We start from the raw sequence: 19,267 nt of genomic DNA, 5'->3' as shown, positions 1-19,267 counted from the left end.
GTTGCCGCGCGATGCTGAAAGACTTCATCCCCGTCCGGATTGCACGGGCCATCACCGCCAGCGAAACCGTCAAATCGTTCGAACTGGCAAGCAGTGACGGCACGGCGCTGCCTCCCTTCACTGCAGGCACCCATATCGATCTGCAGCTCAGCAACGGCATGCTGCGCAGCTACTCACTGCTCAACGATCCCGCCGAGACGCACCGCTATGTGATCGCAGTGCGTCGCGACGACGAAGGGCGCGGCGGCTCCGCTCACATTCACCGAACGCTACAAGCGGGCGATGAGATCCAGATCAGCGCGCCACGCAACCACTTCGAGCTCGACGAAACGGCAGAGCACACTTTGCTTCTCGCCGGCGGCATCGGCATCACACCGCTGCTCAGCATGGCGCAGCGCCTGAGCACGCTGAAGAAATCCTGGCAACTGGTGTATTGCGGACGCGAGCTGTCGCAACTGGCGTTTGCCGATGAAGCACGCGCGCTTGCCAAGTCGGCCAACGCCGAATTTCTGCTGCATCTGGATGGCGGTTCGCAAGCTGCTGCGCTCGATATCCAGTCGCTGCTGGGCAAGCTGCCAGCCCACGCGCATGCTTACTGCTGTGGTCCGGCGGGCATGTTGACTGTATTCCGCGAGGCAGAATCAAGCCGCCCTGCCGGAACCTTGCATTGGGAATATTTCGCTCCAGCCATCGCATCGGCTGACACCTCGCAAGCTGCAGCCGGGAGCTTTGAAGTGAGGCTGGCCAAAAGCCAGCGCCAGTTCATCGTGGCACCGGACAAGAGCATCCTCGACATACTGCTCGACAACGGCATCGAGCCCGAATACGGCTGCATGGAAGGCGTGTGCGGCGCGTGCAGGACTCCCGTGCTCGAAGGCCTGCCCGACCACCGCGACTTCGTGCTCTCGGCGCAGGAAAAGGCGGCCAACGACTGCATGCTGTTGTGCTGCTCACGCAGTCTGTCACCCAGTCTCGTGCTCGATCTTTGAGTCGCTCGCGTGAGCGACTTGCTGCGTCACGATCCCATGCAGATTCCCTCGCGGATATGCGAAGATCGTGCGCATCCATATTTCATCAGGAGAGCGACCACCATGTCGCAGATCAGCCGCCTTCAAGCGATCGACGCCACCATGCCGCACTTGGCGGATGGCATCCAGGACCTGTCGCAGCAGCAGACGCTTTTGATCCGCTTGATTCGCGTGCTCGATCAGTCACTCACCACATTGCTGGCCAACGCCATCGTGCCGCATGGCTTCACCGAACCCACGCTGCATACGCTCATGCTGATCAGCAGCCTGGAGCCGCACGACGTAAGCCCCAGCCTGCTGTGCCAGATGGTCGCGCAACCGCCGCAGAACATGACACGCATCCTGCGCACGCTCGGCGATCAAGGCTATCTGGAACGCGAAACCGACGAAAAAGACGGCCGCCGCAGCCGCCTGGCCATCACCCCCAAGGGCCGCAAACGCCTGAACGAAGTGCTGCCCACGACGATTCCGGCGGTCGCATCCGGCTTCAGCGGACTGACCCTGCGCGAACAGCAAACTCTGGAGAGCTTGTTGCGCAAGGCCATCGTGTCGCTGGATCAGGCGGCGGTGACGCAGTCGCTGCCTCCAGTGAGATCGAAGAGGAGTTCGTAGCGAAACACAACTCTACTACTGAGCAGTTGCACTGCTTCATGCAACCCATTCTTGGTTTTCGATCCACTGGAGGCTCCCATTCCTGTGACGTATTAGTACCAGAAGGCCAAAAAAGCAGCCCGTCAGTAGGGCAGAGCGGCACGAAGTATCTCCGACAGGCAATACGCACCCGATGGCCTATGGAGTGCTATTCGCCGCTGCAGCGAGAGCTGCCTTGTCGATCTCCACTGCTCCAGTATCAAGGTCGTACGGCTCTCCGTTGACAACCTTTTGGAAGAGATCAACCGCAGCATCTGTATAGCGGTGAGTAAGTTGCGGCGACTTGTGGCCGAGCTTCATTGCGATGTGATATTTGTTATCTGTCGCGGTGACGTCGAAGCCTTTCTCCTCCTTGATTCGGTTAATGATTCTCCTCACCTCGTGCCACGTGGTATGGCCAAGCTTTTGAGCGACACCAGTTGCGGCGTATTTATAGTCGAGGTTGACTTTCGAGGGATCGGCGAGTGACGTAACTCCAAACAGCTTCGCGAAACTCTCGCCCGACTCAACGGCGTGCTCCAACTGCTCGAAGTCAATCTCTACGTGCCTTTTCGGGATGTCCGATCTGATGAGTTCGACTGAACGGGCCATCAGCGCCCGCAGGAGCTTTGTGTTGATTTTCTCAAGATTGCCGGCCTGCCCAAACGCCTTAAACACCCACTCGAAAGAGTCAGCCGTAATGCTCTTAATCCGAATGTTAATGTCTGACGCAACCGAAATGACATATTCGCGCGTGGGATTCGATGTTTCATTGATCGTTTTGTCCCACTGCAGAAGATAGATGTTTGGAACGATGTCTTTCGTCGTAGCACGCACCATACGATATACGTCATACAGGATCGCCTTGATGTTTGGATCGTCAGCGCGATAACCAATGAATACAAGAGGGTGTTCTATGAAATACGTCAGCAGCTTCGCGCTGAGGTACTTGTGGTCCTCGTCGAAGCGTTGGTAGTCGGCTTCATTAACGACGAGCGACTGGGGCATCGTCCGGCATCCGTGAATCTTGAAGATCTCGCCAATCGCGAGGTACCCCCTCCTCATGATCTGCTGCCCAACGATTGACTCGTACTCGGGGAACAGCGGCTCAATTACCTCATCGTAGTTCGTCGTTATGATCGCGTGTGCGCTGATGTTCTTCAGTGCATCGATCTCGGCATCTAGCTCTGGCGAGCCGTACGAGCCATCAGCATTCGGACCGAGGTCCTTTAGTAATTCAGCGATTGCGTGTTTTATGAAGATGTCGGCCGGCACACTCGCGTCGAAGTAGTCCGTCGGAAACTCGCCTCGTCCCTTTCCCCACGCCCACTCACGATAGAGGTCAGTGAAGACTGAGCCGATCTTCTTGAGATCACCGCTGTACGTCTGCTTGTAGTAGGCAAAATCCTTGTCGATTAGTGGACACTTCTTCGCCAATTCGGTCAGTAACTCCTCCCAATTCGGGCCACGCGCATAGCGCTTTGAAAATCCGGAGCCGACAAACAGAATCGGCTGACAACCCGCATCGGCAAGAATCTTCGCGACATCTGCAGTTACCTCTTCTTGGTACTGTTTGTAGTTTATCGCCATCGGCTACCCCTTTTTGTTACTTGTCGAATAGTATGCCCGACCAGTCATACCTGAGTCACAGGTATAGCCTGCCAACTCTGCCAAAACCCGAACAACGGAACTAACGCTGGACAAACGTTTGATTCCTCAAAGCCGTTTGGTTGCTTCTGGCCGACAACCGAAGCACCATCACCACACCCCATAGTGGATTCGCCGTGCAAGTCCACGATCCCACCCACGCCCCTCCCCCCACCTGACACCTATGTGTCACCCCCTTCCTTGATGGCTTGACAAATTAATGCCGCATCAATATCGTATGACTGCATATTAAATTCAAACCACCCGCTGAAGGCATCCGCCACAGCCACACAAAGGAAGACAAATGACGTTACTCAATGGCCGCATCGCAGTGGTGACCGGCGCTGGTCGAGGATTGGGCCGCGCCCATGCATTGACTCTGGCAAAGCATGGCGCGAAGGTGGTGGTCAACGATCTGGGTTCGTCCACCGATGGGGTGGGCGGAGACAACACGCCTGCGCAGGAAGTGGTCGCCGAAATCCGTGCTGCGGGTGGGCAAGCCATTGCGGACACGTCCAATGTGGCCACCTGGGATGGGGCCAAGGCGCTGATCGACACCGCCGTCAACCATTTCGGTGGGCTCGACGTGCTGATCAACAATGCCGGCATCCTGCGTGACCGCATGCTGATCAACATGACCGAGCAGGAGTGGGATTCGGTCATCAACGTCCATCTGAAGGGCACGTTCGCCCCCACCCATCACGCAGCCAACTACTGGCGCGAGCAGAGCAAGGCGGGCAAGCCGGTGGATGCGCGCGTGATCAACACCACCTCGCACTCGGGCCTGTTCTGCAATATCGGTCAAGCCAACTATGCGGCCGCCAAAGCGGGCATCGCGAGCTTCTCCATCGTGGCCGCGCGCGAGCTGCAGCGCTACGGCATCACAGTGAATGCGATTGCCCCACGTGCCACGACACGCATGACCGAAGGCCTCAAGGAATGGACGCCCGAACAGCTGGAGCGCCGCGATCCTGAATGGATTGCCGCGCTGGTGACCTGGCTGTCCAGCGCCGAATCGCGCGAGATCAGCGGGCGTGTTTTCGAAGCCTGGGGATACGGCTATGCGGTGGCCGAGAGCTGGCAGCACGGCGCGCTGGCCGAGGCCACCAAGAACCCCGCCACGCTGGGCCCGGAAATCCTGCGCATCGTGCGCGAGTCGAAGAAGAACGCGGGCATTGACCGCGATACCTGGCTCGACGTCTGACACCTGCAGCGTCACATCGCCCCCACGAGCAACACAAGGAGTTTGCACCGATGGCCTTTCTGCGGCATTGCCTGCAAGAAGTCAGGCAGCGACAACAGTCCTTCGAGACCCATGCGCTGCCGACCTCCTTTTCACATCCGAAGGCCGAGAGCCTTCCACTCTCGCCTTCCTTGCATCCACCGATGCCGCTGCCAACGCATGGGGGCGCGCTGCCTACCTTGCGACAGAACATCAGCGTTCACGTAACTACGTGAACACCCGAATCACTTCACTCGCAAGCCCGATATGACCGCCTCTGCCGTCAACCACCAAGTGCTGTTGACCTCGCGCCCGCATGGCATTCCACAGGCCGAACACTTCACGATTGCATCCGCGCCAATTCCCGACCTCGCTGCCGGTGAGATTCTGGTGCGCAATCAATATCTGTCGGTGGAGCCAGCCATGCGAGGCTGGGTGAATGCCGTCGGGAACTACTCGGACGCCGTCCAGATCAGGGAGGTCATGCGCGCGTTTGCTGCGGGCGAGGTCATCGCTTCGCGCAATCCCAACTACGCCGTGGGCGACAAGGTCATGGGAATGCTGGGTTGGCAAACCTTCAGCGTGACCAACGGCGAAGCCTTGCGTCGCAAGGTGCGGGAAGACGATCTGCCACTGTCGTTGTCCTTGGGCGTGCTGGGCATCAACGGTGTCACGGCCTACTTTGCGCTCAATGAAATCGGCCAACCACGTCCCGGCGACACCGTGGTCGTTTCCACGGCTGCTGGAGCGGTGGGCTCGGCGGTGGGCCAACTCGCCAAGATGGCCGGATGCCGCACGGTCGGGATTGCCGGAGGTGCCGTCAAAGTGCAGACCTGCCTCACGGAATTCGGCTTTGATGCTGCGGTCGACTACAAGTCCCCCGACTTCGAGCGCGAGCTTGCCGCCGCCTGCCCGGGCGGTGTGGACATCTACCACGACAACACCGGCGGCCCCATCACCGACGCGGTGCTTCGCCATATCAACAAGAACGCGCGCATCATCATCTGCGGCACGGCCTCGGTAGCCAGTTGGGACCCGTGGCCCATCGGTCCACGCGTCGAGCGTCATCTGCTCAACAAGGCTGCACGCATGCAAGGCTTTCTTGTGTGGGACTACGAGCACCGCTACGAGGAAGCCGTCGCCCGCCTAGCCGCCTGGGTACGCAACGGCAGCCTGCGCTACTGCGAAGAAATCGTGGAAGGCATCGAGCAAGCGCCCGGCGCCATCGCCGATCTGTATCGCGGAGAGAACAACGGCAAACGCCTGATTCGTCTGTCCTGAAACCATAGTTTCAGGACAGCCCTTATCGACCACACACAAAACAACAGGAGACCCTTCATGAATCTGGAAAAGGTACTGGCTCACCAGTTCAAGCCCATCATCCATCCGCTCAACGAGCGGGACTGCATGCTTTACGCCGCAGGCATAGGCGTGGGCGCACGCCCCGAAGACGCCAGCGATCTGCAGTTTCTCTACGAGCAGAACCTCAAGGTATTTCCCTCATTCGTCAACGTCATCGCGCATCCGGGCGGATGGGTGCAGGCGCCCGAACTCGAGGTGGATTGGGTGAAGCTGCTGCACGGCGAGCAATCGTTCGAAATGCACCAGCCACTTCAGGCCGGGAAAACTTACGTAGGCCATTTCCGCGTGACGGATGTGCTCGACAAGGGCCCCGGCAAAGGTTGTCTGCTCTATATGCGCAAGGAGTTGCGAGAGCAGGAGAGCAATGAGCTGGTCAGCACCGTCGATGCCGTCTACTTTCTGCGCGGCGATGGCGGCAGCGGCGGAACCGTGCAGAATGTGCCCGCTCCACACGCCCTCCCCGAGCGCGCACCCGATGGACAAGTGCTGCTGACCACCTTGCCGCAGGCCGCTTTGATCTATCGCCTGTCGGGCGACTACAACCCCATCCATGCCGATCCGGCCCTTGCACGCAAGGCCGGTTTCGAGCGCCCGATTCTCCACGGCCTGTGCAGCTTGGGCGTGGCCACTCGGGCGATTTTGCAAGCGGCATGCGACGACCAACCGGAACGTCTGAAGTCGCTGAAGCTGCGTTTTTCCTCACCCGTCTACCCCGGCGAAACCATTGCCACGGAATACTGGAAGGACGGCAATGTGGTGAGCTTTCGCGCGCGCGCGGTGGAGCGAGACGTGGTCGTGCTGAACAACGGCAGAGCAGAAATTCACCCCGCGTAAGGAGCCAGCCGCATGTCCGAATCGATTCTGTACGAGGTGTCCGATCGTGTTGCCAGCATCACGATCAACCGCCCGGACGCACGCAATGCACTCAGCCCCGACGTGGTCTCGCAGTTGGTGGGGCTGCTGCATCGGGCAGACAAGGATGCCCAAGTCAAAAGCATTCTGCTGCAAGGTGCAGGCGAGCATTTCTGCGCCGGAGGAGATGTCAAGACCTTTCTGGAGACCGTGCACAACCCGGTGGAGCAGCGATACGAGACCTTCGACCAACGGCTGCGCATGGGCAACCGGCTACCGGAAACGCTGATGGCATTGAACAAGCCGCTGGTGGTCGCCGCGCTCGGTGCGGTAGCCGGTGCAGGCGTGACGCTGTGCCTGGCGGCTGACTTCACCTTTGCGGGATCGAGCACCTACTTCGTCGTCGCGCACTTGCATCTGGGCCTTTCCATCGACTGCGGTCTGAGCAGTCTGCTGGTGTCGGCCATGGGCATCAAGCAGGCCAAACGCATTGCCCTGCTGGGCGAGAAGATCCGTGCCGAAGACGCAGTGAAATGGGGCATCGCATCCGATCTGGTGGACGATGCGCAAGTCAAGGACGCGGCCCGCGAGATGGCTCTGCGGCTGGCTCGCGGCCCAAGCGCGGCCATGGCAGCGACCAAGTCGCTGATCAACCAGGCCGCACATGGCAACTTCATCGAGCAACTGGCCCGCGAGGGACATGCCGCCACCCATTGCGCCTCGTCCGACGACTTCCGCAAAGGCGTGGAAGCCGTCGTGAATCGCACTCGACCAGACTTCGACTAGAGACTGCTTGCGTTCAAATCAAACGCCAAGGCCCGTTCCAAGGGCCTTGGCAGATCACGCTACATCACGCCACAGTGCGCAGAAGCAGCGCTACCAGGATGGCACCCATGGCGACCAACCACACATTGGCAACCCATCGCATGCCGCGCGGTGCTTCGCGCAGTTCCATGAACTCGAAGATCACGAAGCGAATCTTCACCAGCGAGACGACCACGATGGCTGCACCGGCAAGGCGCGCATCCTGAATGCCCATGCCACCGCCCATGGCGTAAGCAAGCACCGTGGCCAGCACCAACACCAGCCATACCGCGCTGATTCGATTGAAGAACAGAGATTTCATCGCAATCACACCAGGTAAATGAGGGCGAACACAAAGATCCAGATCAGATCGACCAGGTGCCAGAAGCTCGCGCCGCTTTCGAGCACCAGCATGGAGCCTTCATTGCGCCCCGGCTTCCGGTAAAGCATGGCGACGTAGAGCAGCATGCCCGCGCCCAGCATCACATGCAGCAGATGAATGCCGGTGACGATGAAGTAGTACGAAAAGAACGCGTCGCTCATCGGCGTGAAACCGAGCTGGAGCTTTTCCCGATATTCGAAGAACTTCACCACGGCAAAGACGATGGCACAGGCGACGGCCCCGTACAGCAGCCGCCGCACTTGATCCGATCTCCCCTGGCGCGCCATCGCAACAGCGGAAGCCACCAGCCAGGAACTGGTGAGCATCACGATGGTGTTGATCAGCCCATACATCTGGTTGAGATGCGCGCGCGATTCGGCAAAAGCCGCCGGACTCTGCCCACGGTTGACCATGTAGTTCACGAAGATCACCGAGAACAGAAGAATGTCGCCGAAGAGAAACAGCCAGAGCGCTGATTCGCCGGGAACGCGCAGCCGTCCAGAATCGGTGTGATGACCGGGTGCCGCAACCCCCATGGATGCAGCGGTCGAACGTGCTTTCATGCTTCCCCCCATTTGGCTTCTTCGATGGCCTGCAGCTTCAGTGCCTTGAGCATGGTGAACGACACCACGGTGATCCAGAGACCGAACACACAGAACGGCATCCAGAAGACCAAGGCCCCATTCCAGGAAAACGGACCGGTCTTGGTCAGGAACGCCATCGCGCCCACCTCGAACGCAAGCGCGGCCCACAGCGTCAGATAGCCCACCCAACGCGGAAACGGCGACAGCGGGTCATGCTTCTTCTGCACCAGACTCAGCCATGCCAGCGGAATCATCTGAAAGATGAAGATCTGGTCGGTCGTGGTCAGCGTCAGCAAACCCAGCTCGTGCATGAGCGTGGTCACCTCGACAGGCCGCGACGGCGTGAACGCTGCCACGCCCCAGAACAAGGGCGGGAGCACCAGAAACAAGGACATCATGATGCCGCCCGCAAACGACAGCACGGCGCAGGGGATGCCCTTTTCCAGCCGTGCCATCTGCAGCGCAATCACCGTGGCCGTGGGAATCATGAATGCGCTGATCCATGAACAGATCACCGCTCCCACGCGCACGCCAAGGTTGTTCTCGCGGTAGAAATCTGCAACCCCGGCGGCGCTCAAGGTGGCGTCCGGCGGCGGCACCATGTGCATCAGAAATCCAATGGTCAGCCCATAGGCCACCATGGTCGCGAGTCCGGCCCACAGCATGGCTGCCTGACCGCGCACCGATATGAAAGGTTTTTGCATGCTTGCGCCTCCCAGCGCCGTGGTTGTCTGGTTCGAGAAGCGGTCGCCTCATGCCTATGAGGCGACCGCGGGCGACGCAATCCTTACTTGCGAAACAGCATGCTGAGCACGGAGAAGATCATTCCCACGCTCATGAGCTTGAATGCCTTGCGCAACTCGGCAGGTTTGAGAATCGCCTCGACGGGCATGGCACCCATGATCGTTCCGCTGACGATCAATCCGTTGGAATCCGTTTTCAGGCTGCTCACTTCCATGAGTTCCGATTCATCGCTGGTGTACAACTTCATTGCTTGCTCCTTGGTAGTTATGAGTGCGGTGTTCAGATCACCTTGAACGCCGAGCGCAGATCGGTCTTCCAATCCATCATCATCTTCATCGCCGTGGCGCGACCGCCCAGCGTCACCGTTCCGCCCGGGTGCTGAGTGGGACCGGCCAGATAGAAGCCATCGAGCCCCGGCACCTTGTACTGCGCCAGTTCGGGAATCGGACGGCGACCAAAGAACTGCGATGTGAACGTGCCGATGCCGAAGATGTCACCGTTGCGCATCATCTTGGAGTGGCGGTGGTGATCCAGCGGCGTCTCGATATGCCATCCCAGAATCTTGGAACGGTCGATGTTGGTGGTGTACTTGCACATCTCGTCGAACACCCAACCGCCCACCTCTTCCTTGATTCCATCCCAACCCTGCAGACCGCCCTTTTCAAGTTCCAGCGGCGCAAAGTGGTAGAGATACAAGGTGGCCATGCCGGCGGGTGCGCGGGTCTTGTCGTGATTGCTCTGCACCGCAATCAACGGGCTCAGGTGGTCACGCGTCATCCGACCGTATTTGTATTCATCGAACTTCTGGCGCATGCCGTTCATGTCGCGCTGCATGCACTCCACCAGCATCGATGGCGCGTACTCCGCACCAGCCTTCCAGATGGGCGGCTCCGACAGCGCAATCTGCTGGTTGATCGCGCCGTGCGAGGACAGCTTGACCTTGCGCGCCACGGCAGCCAGTTCGGAATCGATGCCGTCACCCAGAAACTCCTTGAGATCCCAGGGATGGATGTTGGCCACCACGGCGTCGCGTGCTTGCAGCTTCTCCCCCGATTTCAGGGTGACGCCCGTGGCGCGGCCTCCGGAAATGTCGATCTTCACGACCTCGCTGTTCACCCGGATCTCACCACCGTGATGCAGCACACAGCGCTCCAGAGCGCGTGCCAGATTGCCGGTGCCGCCGACCACGGCGCCCATGCGGAAGTCATGCGACATGCCCATCAGGAGATAAGGAACAATCCCGGTGCCCTTGGTTTCCGGGTGCACCATGAGTTCGCCCGCCCACTTCAGAATGTGCATCTTCAGCTCGGGCGACTCGAACATCTCGACCGCATCCGCACAACTCTCCAGCATGGCCGTGACCAGTCGGCGGCCCTTGGCACTTTGCTCCAGCAATGCGATGAAGCCCCCGAACGGCAGCGGCGGTGTGTAGAAGCCCTTGAGCAGCAAGGGCAGAAACTCGCGGCACTCCGTGACGAACTTGCGATAAGTCTCCGCATCCTTGTGCGAGAAGCGCGCGATGCTCTCGCAGCTCCTGTCCAGATCGTGATGCGTCTGCAGGCCGGTGCCATCGTCGAACACGGTCGAGAACGGCGTGTCGGCCCATACCCATTCCAGACCGAACTTGCTTTGCAGCTCCAGCTCATCGTTGGCGATCACGGGATTGGCCACCGCCGTCACCATGGCCACGGCGTGCGGATCGTTGATGAAGCCCGGCGCGGGCGACATCGACACGACGCCGCCGCCGCACTCGGCGTTCTTCTCCAGCACCAGGACCTTCTTGCCGATCTTTGCCAGAAACGCGGCCGCCGTCAGGGAGTTGCTGCCCCCGCCCACGACGATCACATCGAAATTGCTTGTCTTGGATTGCATATGTCTCCTGTTTGAAATTCAAAGAATGAGTGAAAAATTCATGGGCGACGTGGTCTCGGAGCACTTGGCAGCAGAGACCGCTCGCCCTGTGGATCGACGACCGACATGGGCAGCAGCAGGTTGAGCATGGGTTGCAGGAGCCGCTCCACCGTCACGCCCTGCGCCATCAACTGGTTGGCCACATGCAGACTGACGAGACCGTGCACACCGGCCACCAGCACCATCACTTGTTCCAGCGGATTGCCCTTCAAGTTGCCTGCCTCCACGGCCTTCCGGTAGATGCCCGCGATGAACAAAAAAGAACGCATGCGTACGGTCATGAGCGGTGACTTTCCCTCCAGCGCAGGCTGTCGCATCTCGAACAGCAGGCGGTAGTCATCGGGTCGTTGAACGCCGAACCGCGCCAGCTCGAAAAGGATGCGACGCAGCCGCGCCACCGGATCGAGCCGGGGCCGATCCGTCTGAAGCAGACGCTCCTCGAACAGCTCGAAAGCAAGCGTACGCACCGCGTTCATCAGCTCTTCTTTCGAGCTGAAATAACGGTATGGCGTGACATGGCTGATGCCGACGCGTCTGCCCAGCTCACGAAAAGTGACGGCTTCGATGCCCACCTCGCGGTACAGCTCCAGCGCGGCAATGGTCAGGCGCTGACGTGTCTGCGTCACCTGCATGTCATCGAGCAGCGGCCTTGCCATTTGATTTACACCGTAAATTCAACATGCACGGATTGGACTGCCTGCATGACTTCGCGTCACTAGTGGTTCTACCGATATGATTTCATATCGTATGCTGCAAGACTAAATAAATCTCTTCACAACATTCCAGGCAAAGGACGTCACGCAGTGCTCGTCCAGACCACACAAGCCGGAGACTTTTCTTGCAAGATTTCGTACTGATCACAGGCTCCAGCGGCGGCATCGGACGCGAATGCGTCAAAGCCTTTCACGCGGCAGGCATTGGCGTTTTCGCAGCCGATGTCCGCCCGCACCATGCGGTGACCTCCCCCGACCTCATCCCGATCTCCATGGATCTGCGGCAGGAGTCTTCCATCGAGCAAGGGGTTGAACTGATCCGATCCCATCTCGGCGAATCGAGACGACTGATCGGTCTGGTGAACAACGCGGGCGTGGACTTCAACGCGCCACTGGTCACGCTGCTGCCATCCGAAATACGCGCCATGGTGGACGTGAACGTCGTGGGTTCGATCCTGCTGACCCGCTCCGTGCTGTCGCTGCTTGAGCCCGACAGGGCGCGACTGATCTTTGTCGGCTCCGCCATGGGATTGTTCGCCACGCCCACCGTGGGCGTGTATGCCGCCACCAAGTGGGCCATCGAAGGCCTCTGCGATGCCCTGCGGGTGGAACTGGGTGCCGCAGGCGTTCGCGTTGCACTCGTCGAGCCCGGCGTGGTGCAGACGGAAATGACGGCGCAGGCCCCGCAGATGCTCGACACCATGCTGTCGCGGATGAACACAGAGCAACGCGCCATGTATGAAAAAACCATGCGCAAGATCGTCCAGATGTCCAGCGCACCGGGCGCCGGTGTCGGCCCCCAGGCCGTGGCCAGAACCATCGTCTCGGCCATGACCGATCCTGGAATGCGCTCACGCTACCGCGTAGGCACCGACAGCCGCATCGTCGGTTGGCTCAGGCACTTGCCCGACGGAATGCGCGACTTCATTCAGCGCAAGAGTCTGCAGCTTTGATGAATACGCAGCTCCGCCGGATCACCCGACGAAGCATTCCGTTGCTTCAACGTCCCACAAAATTCGGCTTGCGGCGCTCCAGAAACGAAGCCACGCCTTCCTGCGCATCCTGGCTGCGCAGCGTCATGCTCTCGTAGGCAAGCGAGGCTTCGAGCACACTTTCCACCGCCTGACGCAGCGGAATATTGGTGGAGGTCTTGGTGAACTGGATCGCCATCGTTGCGCCGTCGGCCAACTGCCGCGCATAGCGTTGCACAGTCGCGTCCAGCTCGCCCGCCGGCACAGCATGGTTCACCAATCCCATTCGCACGGCATCAGCGGCCGGCACGGCGTTGCCGGTGAGCAGGTATTCCTTGGCACGGGCGTAGCCGATCAGCAGCGGCCAGATCAGCGCGCCACCATCGCCTGCGACCAGACCAATGCGCACATGCGGATCGGCAAACTTGCAGGTATCCACCGCAATCACGATGTCGCTCAGCAATGCCAGTGATGCGCCCAAACCGATGGCGTCGCCGTTCACTCTGGCGATGACGGGCTTGGGACAATCCAGAATGCCGAGCACGATGGCGCGCCCAGCTTCGCGGGCCTCGCGCGGCGTTGGCGGGTCCTGCAACTGGTTGCGCAGCCAATTCAGATCAGCACCTGCACAGAATGCATCGCCCGCGCCGGTCAGCACGATCACGCGCACGTCGGGGTCGCGCGTCAGATCGTCGAAGATCAGTCCCAGTTCGTGGTGCATCTGCCAGGTGACGGCATTGAATTTCTGGCCGCTGCGCAGCGTGAGCGTCGCCACACCATCTGCCACGTCCACGCCCAGTTGCTGGTAGCTCTCGTATCCCATAGGTCTCCTTGATTTTTGAATGTGCGGTGAACGACGTGAAATCCGTCAACCGCCTTGATCGTTGTTGCGCTGCTGACGCTTTTGCGCCTGCTTGTCCAGAAACGCCTGCACCATGCGTTTGTGTTCGGCCCCCGTGAACAGCATGCTGTTGGCGATGCGCTCCACGTTGCGGCCCTGCGCCCTGTCCAGGTCCTTGGCCAACTCGATGGAGAGCTTGGCCAGCCCCAGCATTTCATAGGGCTGCCTGGCCAACTTGCGACAGAAGGCTTCGGCGGCAGCGGCGAACTCCGCGTCCTCATGCACGCGGTGCACAAAGCCCATGTTGACGGCCTCGTCGGCAGTGACGCTCTCGCCCGCCATCACCAGCCAACGCGCCCAATGAGGACCCGCCACACGCGTCAATCGACTCACGCCGCCAGAGCCCGGCAATGCGCCGATGTCGATTTCGGGCAGCCGATAAGTGGCACTTCGCGCGGCCAGACGGAAGTCGCATGAAAGGCTCAACTCCAGCCCGCCACCAAAACAATGCCCCTGGTGCGCCGCCACGATGGGCTTTTCCACCGCTTCGATTTCATCGAACAGTCGGTGGTAGGTATTGCGATACCAAGCGCGCCCTTCCAAGGTGCTGCTGCCTTCGGCCGGAGAAATGTCCGCCGTGACCTGCAGGCCCGATGTGAAGTACGGCCCCGTCGAGCTGATCAACATGACCCGCAGATCGGGGTTGGCCGCAAAGCGCGCCACCGCATCCCCCAGCGCCTCGAACATCGCGGGCGTGATGGCATTCAACTTTTCCGGGCGGTTCAGACGGAACTCGAAAACGCCGTCGAACTCGCGCTCAATGACATGCTGCTTATCTACCAAGATCGCACTCCATCAGGGAAAACCTTACTGAGACATTCAGAAGAATCGGTATCTCATACGTTACCATACATTCAATAATCAAGCACATCTGAAGAAGCAACTTTTCCGGGAAACATGCGGGCTTCGCTGTTCACCACAACACCGGTATTTTTCACTGGTTGATGGTTGAACCCAAGCCGAATCAAGACAACGATGCATGCACGAATCTCTGGCTAAAAATCTGCCTACATAGTATGCTTTGATACCAATATCAAATCCGCCACACGGACCGACTCCTCAGGTCGATCACATTTGAACTCGGAGACAAAAATGCATCCACAGGGAATGTCCTCACGCGTCAGCCCACTCACCGTCGATCTGCTCGCGCAGGACAGCAAGCCGCTGCCTCCGGGCCTCAAGATGACGGGCAATCACCAGCCCGAAGCGCGCACGATTCCGTTCAGCCGCTACACCGACCCGGCGTTCGCCAAGCTGGAGATGGAGCGCCTGTGGCTGCGCACCTGGCAGGTCACTTGCCGCACCGAAGACATTCCCAACATCGGTGATCGTGTGCCCTACGACGTCGGCACGGGTCTGTCGCTGGTCATCGTGCGAAGCGGTGCAAATGAGTTCAAGGCCTTCTACAACGCCTGCCGCCATCGCGGCACGCGGCTGGTGAATGCACCGGGCGGTGGCGACACCATCCGCTGCCCGTTTCACGGCTGGCAGTGGAAGCCCGACGGCGCGCTCAAGGAAGTGCCATGCCAATGGGATTTCAACGGCATCTCGGGCGGATCGCACGATCTGAAGGAAGTGCAGGTGGCCGTATGGGAAGGCTTCATCTTCGTGAACCCCGACCCGGACGCCGCTCCGCTGAAGGATGCACTGGGCGTGTTGCCACAAGCCTTTGAAGGCCGTGGCCATGCCGAGCGCTACACCTTCGCGCATGTGAGCAAGAAGATCCGCGCCAACTGGAAGACCGTGCTCGAAGCCTTTCTGGAGGCCTATCACGTCATCGAAACCCACAACGACGCGATGCCGTTCACCGGCGATGCCAACACGTCCTACGACATCTGGGACACGGGTGCGGGTCACATCAGCCGCCTGATCACGCCGTCAGCCGTGCCCAGCCCACATCTGGGCGACGATGCATCCACGCAGATCGCTGCCGATGGCGTGGCGGCCTTCTTCGCCATGGCCATGCCCGGCGTGCCGATGCCCGCGCTCGACGCATCCAAGGGCAACGCGCGTGCGCAGCTGGCCGAATGGCGACGCGGACTGATGAAGATGGGTCTGGGCCTGGACATGTCCAACCACTGCGATTCGGAACTCATCGACTCCACGCAGTTCCACATGTTCCCGAACTTCGGCGTGTGGTACGGCGACGGTCTGCCGCTGCTCTATCAGTTCCTGCCGCATGGCGACAACCCGAACGAATCCGTCTTCAACGTGCGCCTGACGATGCCGCTGCCAGCCAATGGCGTGCGCCCACCGGCGGCCAAGATCAACCATCTGGACTTTGACGAATACTTCAGCGACAAGGCTCCCGAGTTCGGCCCGCTCTCGCACATCTTCGACCAGGACTTGAGCAACCTGCCCTACATCCAGCAGGGCATGCATTCGGCCGCTCCGGGCGCAGCCCACCAGACGTTGGGAACCTACATGGAGCAACGCATCCAGTACTTCCAGAACGTGCTGGCGGACAAGCTGGGCGTGAACTGACATCGACAGGCGACAGACCACCATGGCCGAAGCCCCATATCAGGACGTTGCCGACCTGTCCAGCCTGCCCCCCGGCGCGCAGCTCAGGGTCACGCTCGGCGCCACGGCGCTGCTGCTGTGCCACGAGGCGGCCACCGGCCAGGTCTGGGCCTTGAAGAACAGTTGCCCGCACGCGTTCCAGCCGTTCGACGGCGGCGTGGTCAGCAGCGGAACGATTCAATGCCCCAAGCATGGGGCGTGCTTCGATCTGGCCAGTGGCCGCGCCACGAACCGCATCACCGCCCGCCCCATCACCGTGTACGCCGTGCATATCGAAGGCGACCGGATTCTGGTGTCCACCCAGCCCACGGTGCCTACCGAAGAACTCACCCAGACCCGCTCCTCGTGACGGGAAACAGAACATGACCCAATCAGCAGATATCGTCGTCGTCGGCGCAGGCAGCAACTCACTGGTCGCGGCCGCCTACCTCGCCAAGGCAGGCAAAAGCGTGATCGTGCTCGAAAAGAACGACCAATGCGGCGGCGGCGTCGTCTCCATCAACATCGCGCCCGGATTCACGCACGACCCGCATGCCTCCGGCTACTACCTGTGCATCGCCAGCCCCGCCGTTCAACACGATGAGTTGGGCCTGATGTCGAAATTCGGCCTGAAGTGGAAGACCTGGGAGGCGGGCTTCGGCACGATCTTCGACAGCGGCGACAGCCTCATCGCCTACACCAGCCTGGACCGCACCTGCGAGGAAATCGCCAAGTTCTCGCAGAAGGATGCAGAGGCCTACCGCAAGTTCGCCAACCAATGCATGTCGGTGCTGCCGCTGCTGAGCCGTGGTGGTGCCACACCGCCGCTGCCCACCGGCCCGTTCATCACCATGCTCGAAGGCAGCGCCGTGGGACGTCGTCTGGTCGACATGATGTTCATGAGCGCCTACGACATCCTCGAAAACCTGTTCGAATCCACCGAGGTGCGCATCCACATGATGAAGTGGGTAGCCGAGGCCATGGAAGGCCCCGAGGTGAAGGGCACGGGCGGCACGCTGGTGGGCCTGTTCGGGCTGGCGCACCAGTTCAACGCCCACATTCCCGTGGGCGGATCGCGCGCCGTGACCGATGCGCTCATCCGCTGCATTCAGCACTACGGCGGAGAGGTGCGCACGCTGGCCGAGGTCAAACGCGTGAACATCAGCGGCGGCAAGGCCACCGGAGTGACGCTGGCCAGCGGCGAAGTCATCCAGGCCAAGGACGCGGTGATGGGCTGCGTGCACCCCTGGCGTCTGGCCGATGTGATTCCGGAAGTCGATCCAGGCATTGCAGCCGCGGCAAGGCAGGTCAAGCTCAGCAGCCACGGAGCGCTCAACCAGCAGATCGCGCTGACCGAATGGCCGAAGTTCAAGGTCGGCGATGCAGAACGCTGGTCCGATGTGCTGTGCATTGAATACGTGCGCAAGGACGAGCTGGAAGTGCGCAAGACCTTCGACAAATACAAGTACGGCGAAATCCCCACGCATCTCAGCCCGCTGACGATGATGAACAACCGCAAGGACCCGACGCGCGCGCCGTCCACCGACCATTGCGCCATGTACCTCTACCACTTCGCGCCGCGTGTGCTGGTCGATGGTGGACTGCAAGGCTGGAATCGGCATCGTCAGGACTTTGCCGATGCGATCTGGGAAGAGTTCAAGTCCTACACCACCAACATGGACGACTCCAAGATCATTGCGCGACATGTCGAATCGCCGCTGGAGCACCACGAGCATTCCAACAGCATGTTCAACGGCGACATCTTCGGCATCGGCACCACCATGGGCCAGAACATGGGCCGCCGCCCCATCGCCGAACTGGCGCAGTACCGCGTGCCGGGCATCGACTCGTTCTACCTGGTCGGCCCGTTCACCCACCCCGGCGGCACCGTCAACTTCGGCGGCCGCGCCACGGCCATGCGGATGATGATGGACTGGAAGATGGACCTCAACAAAGCATTCGTGGTGTAAGCCACCGACCCGACACATTCAATCAGGAGATACCGACATGAGAATGATGACAACAGACAACTCCGAGCTGATGGAAGTGAGCTCGGTGCGCGCCGAAGGCGGCAAGGTGATCGTGAGCGGCACCATCATGGGCGCCATGCCGGTGCAGGCCGTGCTCTCGGGCACCGAGCTGCGCAAGGGCTATTCGATGGTGAGCTTCGGCACGCTGTGGCAGATCTTCAAGATCTTTTTGAGCGGCAAGGGAGCGTGAACATGACGACCCCAAGTTGGTTGGCAGAAGAACCGCGCTTCGACAAAGGCGTGGCCATCGTGACCGGCGGCAGCGGCGGTATCGGTCGCGAGATCGCACTCACGCTCGCCCGCGCAGGCTCCGACGTGGTCATCACCTATGGCCGCAACAAGGACGCGGCGGCCAAGGTGGCCGAAGAAATCCAGGCCATGGGACGCAAGGCGGAATTCCATCCGCTCGCGATTGAAAACGCAGACGAAGTGAACGCGCTTGTCGAAGGCGTCATCGCACGCCACGGCGCACTGCACTCGGTCGTCTATGCCAGCGGACCCGGCCTGCACATGCAGCTCATCTCCGACATCAAGCCCCACGAATGGGCGCGCGTGGTGGCCGTCGATGTGAACGGCGCATTCAACCTGGTGCACGCCACCCTGCCCCATGTCCGCGCCGCGCAAGGTGCCTACGTCGCAGTGATCACCGCAGCCGTCGAGCGCGTCCCCGCACGCGACATCCAATCCGCAGCCCCCAAGGCCGCGATCGAAATGCTGTTCCGTGGCGTTGCCAAGGAAGAAGGCCGCTTCGGCGTGCGCTCCAACTGCGTGGGCCCCGGATGGATTGCAGCAGGCTTGGGCCAGCAGGTCATCGACAACGAACTGAGCCCCGAATCCGTGGAGCGCATCGTCAAGGCCATTCCCCTGCGCCGCATGGGCGAGGCCCGCGACATCGCGGATGCCGCCTTGTTCCTGCTGTCCTCACGTGCTCGCTTCGTCACCGGCCAATCACTGGCGGTCGATGGCGGCATGCAAACCTGAACT

At 60.5% G+C, this 19,267-nt stretch carries 21 protein-coding genes; 12 read left to right on the top strand and 9 right to left on the bottom strand.

Annotation, left to right across the window (positions count from 1 at the left end):
- The first annotated feature begins 11 nt into the window (after positions 1 to 11).
- A complete protein-coding gene (locus tag G7048_RS26420) occupies positions 12 to 989 on the top strand; it encodes a PDR/VanB family oxidoreductase (protein ID WP_166071459.1) in 978 nt (325 codons plus the stop codon).
- A 102-nt stretch (positions 990 to 1,091) separates the two neighbouring features.
- On the top strand, positions 1,092 to 1,640 hold the full coding sequence (locus G7048_RS26415) for a MarR family winged helix-turn-helix transcriptional regulator (RefSeq protein WP_166071458.1): 549 nt from the start codon (positions 1,092 to 1,094) through the stop codon (positions 1,638 to 1,640).
- Between the two features lie 177 nt (positions 1,641 to 1,817).
- On the opposite strand, the gene G7048_RS26410 is transcribed toward G7048_RS26415, so the two are convergent.
- A complete protein-coding gene (locus G7048_RS26410; RefSeq protein ID WP_166071457.1) occupies positions 1,818 to 3,248 on the bottom strand; it encodes an SIR2 family protein in 1,431 nt (476 codons plus the stop codon).
- A 361-nt stretch (positions 3,249 to 3,609) separates the two neighbouring features.
- Between G7048_RS26410 and G7048_RS26405 the strand changes: the two genes are divergently transcribed.
- The 4 genes from G7048_RS26405 to G7048_RS26390 all read left to right on the top strand — a co-directional run bounded on the left by G7048_RS26405 (position 3,610) and on the right by G7048_RS26390 (position 7,527).
- A complete protein-coding gene (locus tag G7048_RS26405; RefSeq protein WP_166071456.1) occupies positions 3,610 to 4,509 on the top strand; it encodes an SDR family oxidoreductase in 900 nt (299 codons plus the stop codon).
- A gap of 285 nt (positions 4,510 to 4,794) precedes the next feature.
- Entirely contained in the window at positions 4,795 to 5,808 is a 1,014-nt protein-coding gene (locus tag G7048_RS26400; RefSeq protein WP_166071455.1) for an NADP-dependent oxidoreductase, read from the top strand.
- 57 nt (positions 5,809 to 5,865) lie between these two features.
- Entirely contained in the window at positions 5,866 to 6,723 is an 858-nt protein-coding gene (locus G7048_RS26395) for a MaoC/PaaZ C-terminal domain-containing protein (RefSeq protein WP_166071454.1), read from the top strand.
- A 12-nt stretch (positions 6,724 to 6,735) separates the two neighbouring features.
- A complete protein-coding gene (locus G7048_RS26390; protein WP_166071453.1) occupies positions 6,736 to 7,527 on the top strand; it encodes an enoyl-CoA hydratase/isomerase family protein in 792 nt (263 codons plus the stop codon).
- Between the two features lie 64 nt (positions 7,528 to 7,591).
- Here G7048_RS26390 and G7048_RS26385 read toward each other — a convergent pair whose 3' ends face one another.
- The 6 genes from G7048_RS26385 to G7048_RS26360 all read right to left on the bottom strand — a co-directional run bounded on the left by G7048_RS26385 (position 7,592) and on the right by G7048_RS26360 (position 11,822).
- Entirely contained in the window at positions 7,592 to 7,867 is a 276-nt protein-coding gene (locus tag G7048_RS26385) for a cytochrome C oxidase subunit IV family protein (protein ID WP_166071452.1), read from the bottom strand.
- A 5-nt stretch (positions 7,868 to 7,872) separates the two neighbouring features.
- Entirely contained in the window at positions 7,873 to 8,490 is a 618-nt protein-coding gene (locus tag G7048_RS26380) for a cytochrome c oxidase subunit 3 family protein (RefSeq protein WP_166071451.1), read from the bottom strand.
- Positions 8,487 to 9,215, bottom strand: a complete 729-nt coding sequence (locus G7048_RS26375; RefSeq protein ID WP_166071450.1) for a hypothetical protein — start codon at positions 9,213 to 9,215, stop codon at positions 8,487 to 8,489. Before G7048_RS26375 ends, G7048_RS26380 begins: the two co-directional genes overlap by 4 nt.
- Before the next feature lie 83 nt (positions 9,216 to 9,298).
- Entirely contained in the window at positions 9,299 to 9,502 is a 204-nt protein-coding gene (locus G7048_RS26370; RefSeq protein WP_166071448.1) for a hypothetical protein, read from the bottom strand.
- A gap of 32 nt (positions 9,503 to 9,534) precedes the next feature.
- Entirely contained in the window at positions 9,535 to 11,127 is a 1,593-nt protein-coding gene (locus G7048_RS26365) for an NAD(P)/FAD-dependent oxidoreductase (protein WP_166071447.1), read from the bottom strand.
- Between the two features lie 38 nt (positions 11,128 to 11,165).
- Complete coding sequence (locus tag G7048_RS26360) at positions 11,166 to 11,822, bottom strand: TetR/AcrR family transcriptional regulator (protein WP_166071446.1); 657 nt, start codon at positions 11,820 to 11,822, stop codon at positions 11,166 to 11,168.
- 182 nt (positions 11,823 to 12,004) lie between these two features.
- On the opposite strand from G7048_RS26360, the gene G7048_RS26355 reads away from it, so the two are divergent.
- Positions 12,005 to 12,832 carry an SDR family NAD(P)-dependent oxidoreductase gene (locus tag G7048_RS26355; RefSeq protein ID WP_166071445.1) on the top strand — a complete coding sequence of 276 codons (828 nt, stop codon included), beginning with the start codon at positions 12,005 to 12,007 and terminating at the stop codon, positions 12,830 to 12,832.
- A gap of 46 nt (positions 12,833 to 12,878) precedes the next feature.
- Here G7048_RS26355 and G7048_RS26350 read toward each other — a convergent pair whose 3' ends face one another.
- Both G7048_RS26350 and G7048_RS26345 read right to left on the bottom strand, forming a co-directional pair.
- Positions 12,879 to 13,673 (bottom strand): enoyl-CoA hydratase/isomerase family protein, encoded by a 795-nt coding sequence (locus tag G7048_RS26350; RefSeq protein WP_166071444.1) that lies wholly within the window; start codon positions 13,671 to 13,673, stop codon positions 12,879 to 12,881.
- Between the two features lie 45 nt (positions 13,674 to 13,718).
- Positions 13,719 to 14,534 carry an enoyl-CoA hydratase/isomerase family protein gene (locus G7048_RS26345; protein ID WP_166071443.1) on the bottom strand — a complete coding sequence of 272 codons (816 nt, stop codon included), beginning with the start codon at positions 14,532 to 14,534 and terminating at the stop codon, positions 13,719 to 13,721.
- Positions 14,535 to 14,843: 309 nt separating this feature from the next.
- Between G7048_RS26345 and G7048_RS26340 the strand changes: the two genes are divergently transcribed.
- The 5 genes from G7048_RS26340 to G7048_RS26320 are packed head-to-tail and all read left to right on the top strand — an operon-like array spanning position 14,844 to position 19,264.
- The gene (locus G7048_RS26340; protein ID WP_166071442.1) at positions 14,844 to 16,235 is read left to right on the top strand and encodes a Rieske 2Fe-2S domain-containing protein; all 1,392 of its coding nucleotides are present in this window, start codon (positions 14,844 to 14,846) and stop codon (positions 16,233 to 16,235) included.
- A gap of 22 nt (positions 16,236 to 16,257) precedes the next feature.
- Positions 16,258 to 16,623 carry a Rieske 2Fe-2S domain-containing protein gene (locus G7048_RS26335; RefSeq protein WP_166071441.1) on the top strand — a complete coding sequence of 122 codons (366 nt, stop codon included), beginning with the start codon at positions 16,258 to 16,260 and terminating at the stop codon, positions 16,621 to 16,623.
- 13 nt (positions 16,624 to 16,636) lie between these two features.
- Positions 16,637 to 18,223 carry an NAD(P)/FAD-dependent oxidoreductase gene (locus tag G7048_RS26330; protein WP_166071440.1) on the top strand — a complete coding sequence of 529 codons (1,587 nt, stop codon included), beginning with the start codon at positions 16,637 to 16,639 and terminating at the stop codon, positions 18,221 to 18,223.
- Positions 18,224 to 18,260: 37 nt separating this feature from the next.
- Complete coding sequence (locus G7048_RS26325; protein WP_166071439.1) at positions 18,261 to 18,473, top strand: hypothetical protein; 213 nt, start codon at positions 18,261 to 18,263, stop codon at positions 18,471 to 18,473.
- Positions 18,474 to 18,475: 2 nt separating this feature from the next.
- On the top strand, positions 18,476 to 19,264 hold the full coding sequence (locus G7048_RS26320; protein WP_166071438.1) for an SDR family NAD(P)-dependent oxidoreductase: 789 nt from the start codon (positions 18,476 to 18,478) through the stop codon (positions 19,262 to 19,264).
- Positions 19,265 to 19,267: the final 3 nt, after the last annotated feature.

Origin of the sequence: Diaphorobacter sp. HDW4B (genome assembly GCF_011305535.1) — a bacterium.
Taxonomy (GTDB): Bacteria; Pseudomonadota; Gammaproteobacteria; order Burkholderiales; family Burkholderiaceae_C; genus Diaphorobacter_A.
Note: the sequence above shows the minus strand (reverse complement) of the source record. Positions and strands in the feature narration are given on the sequence as shown.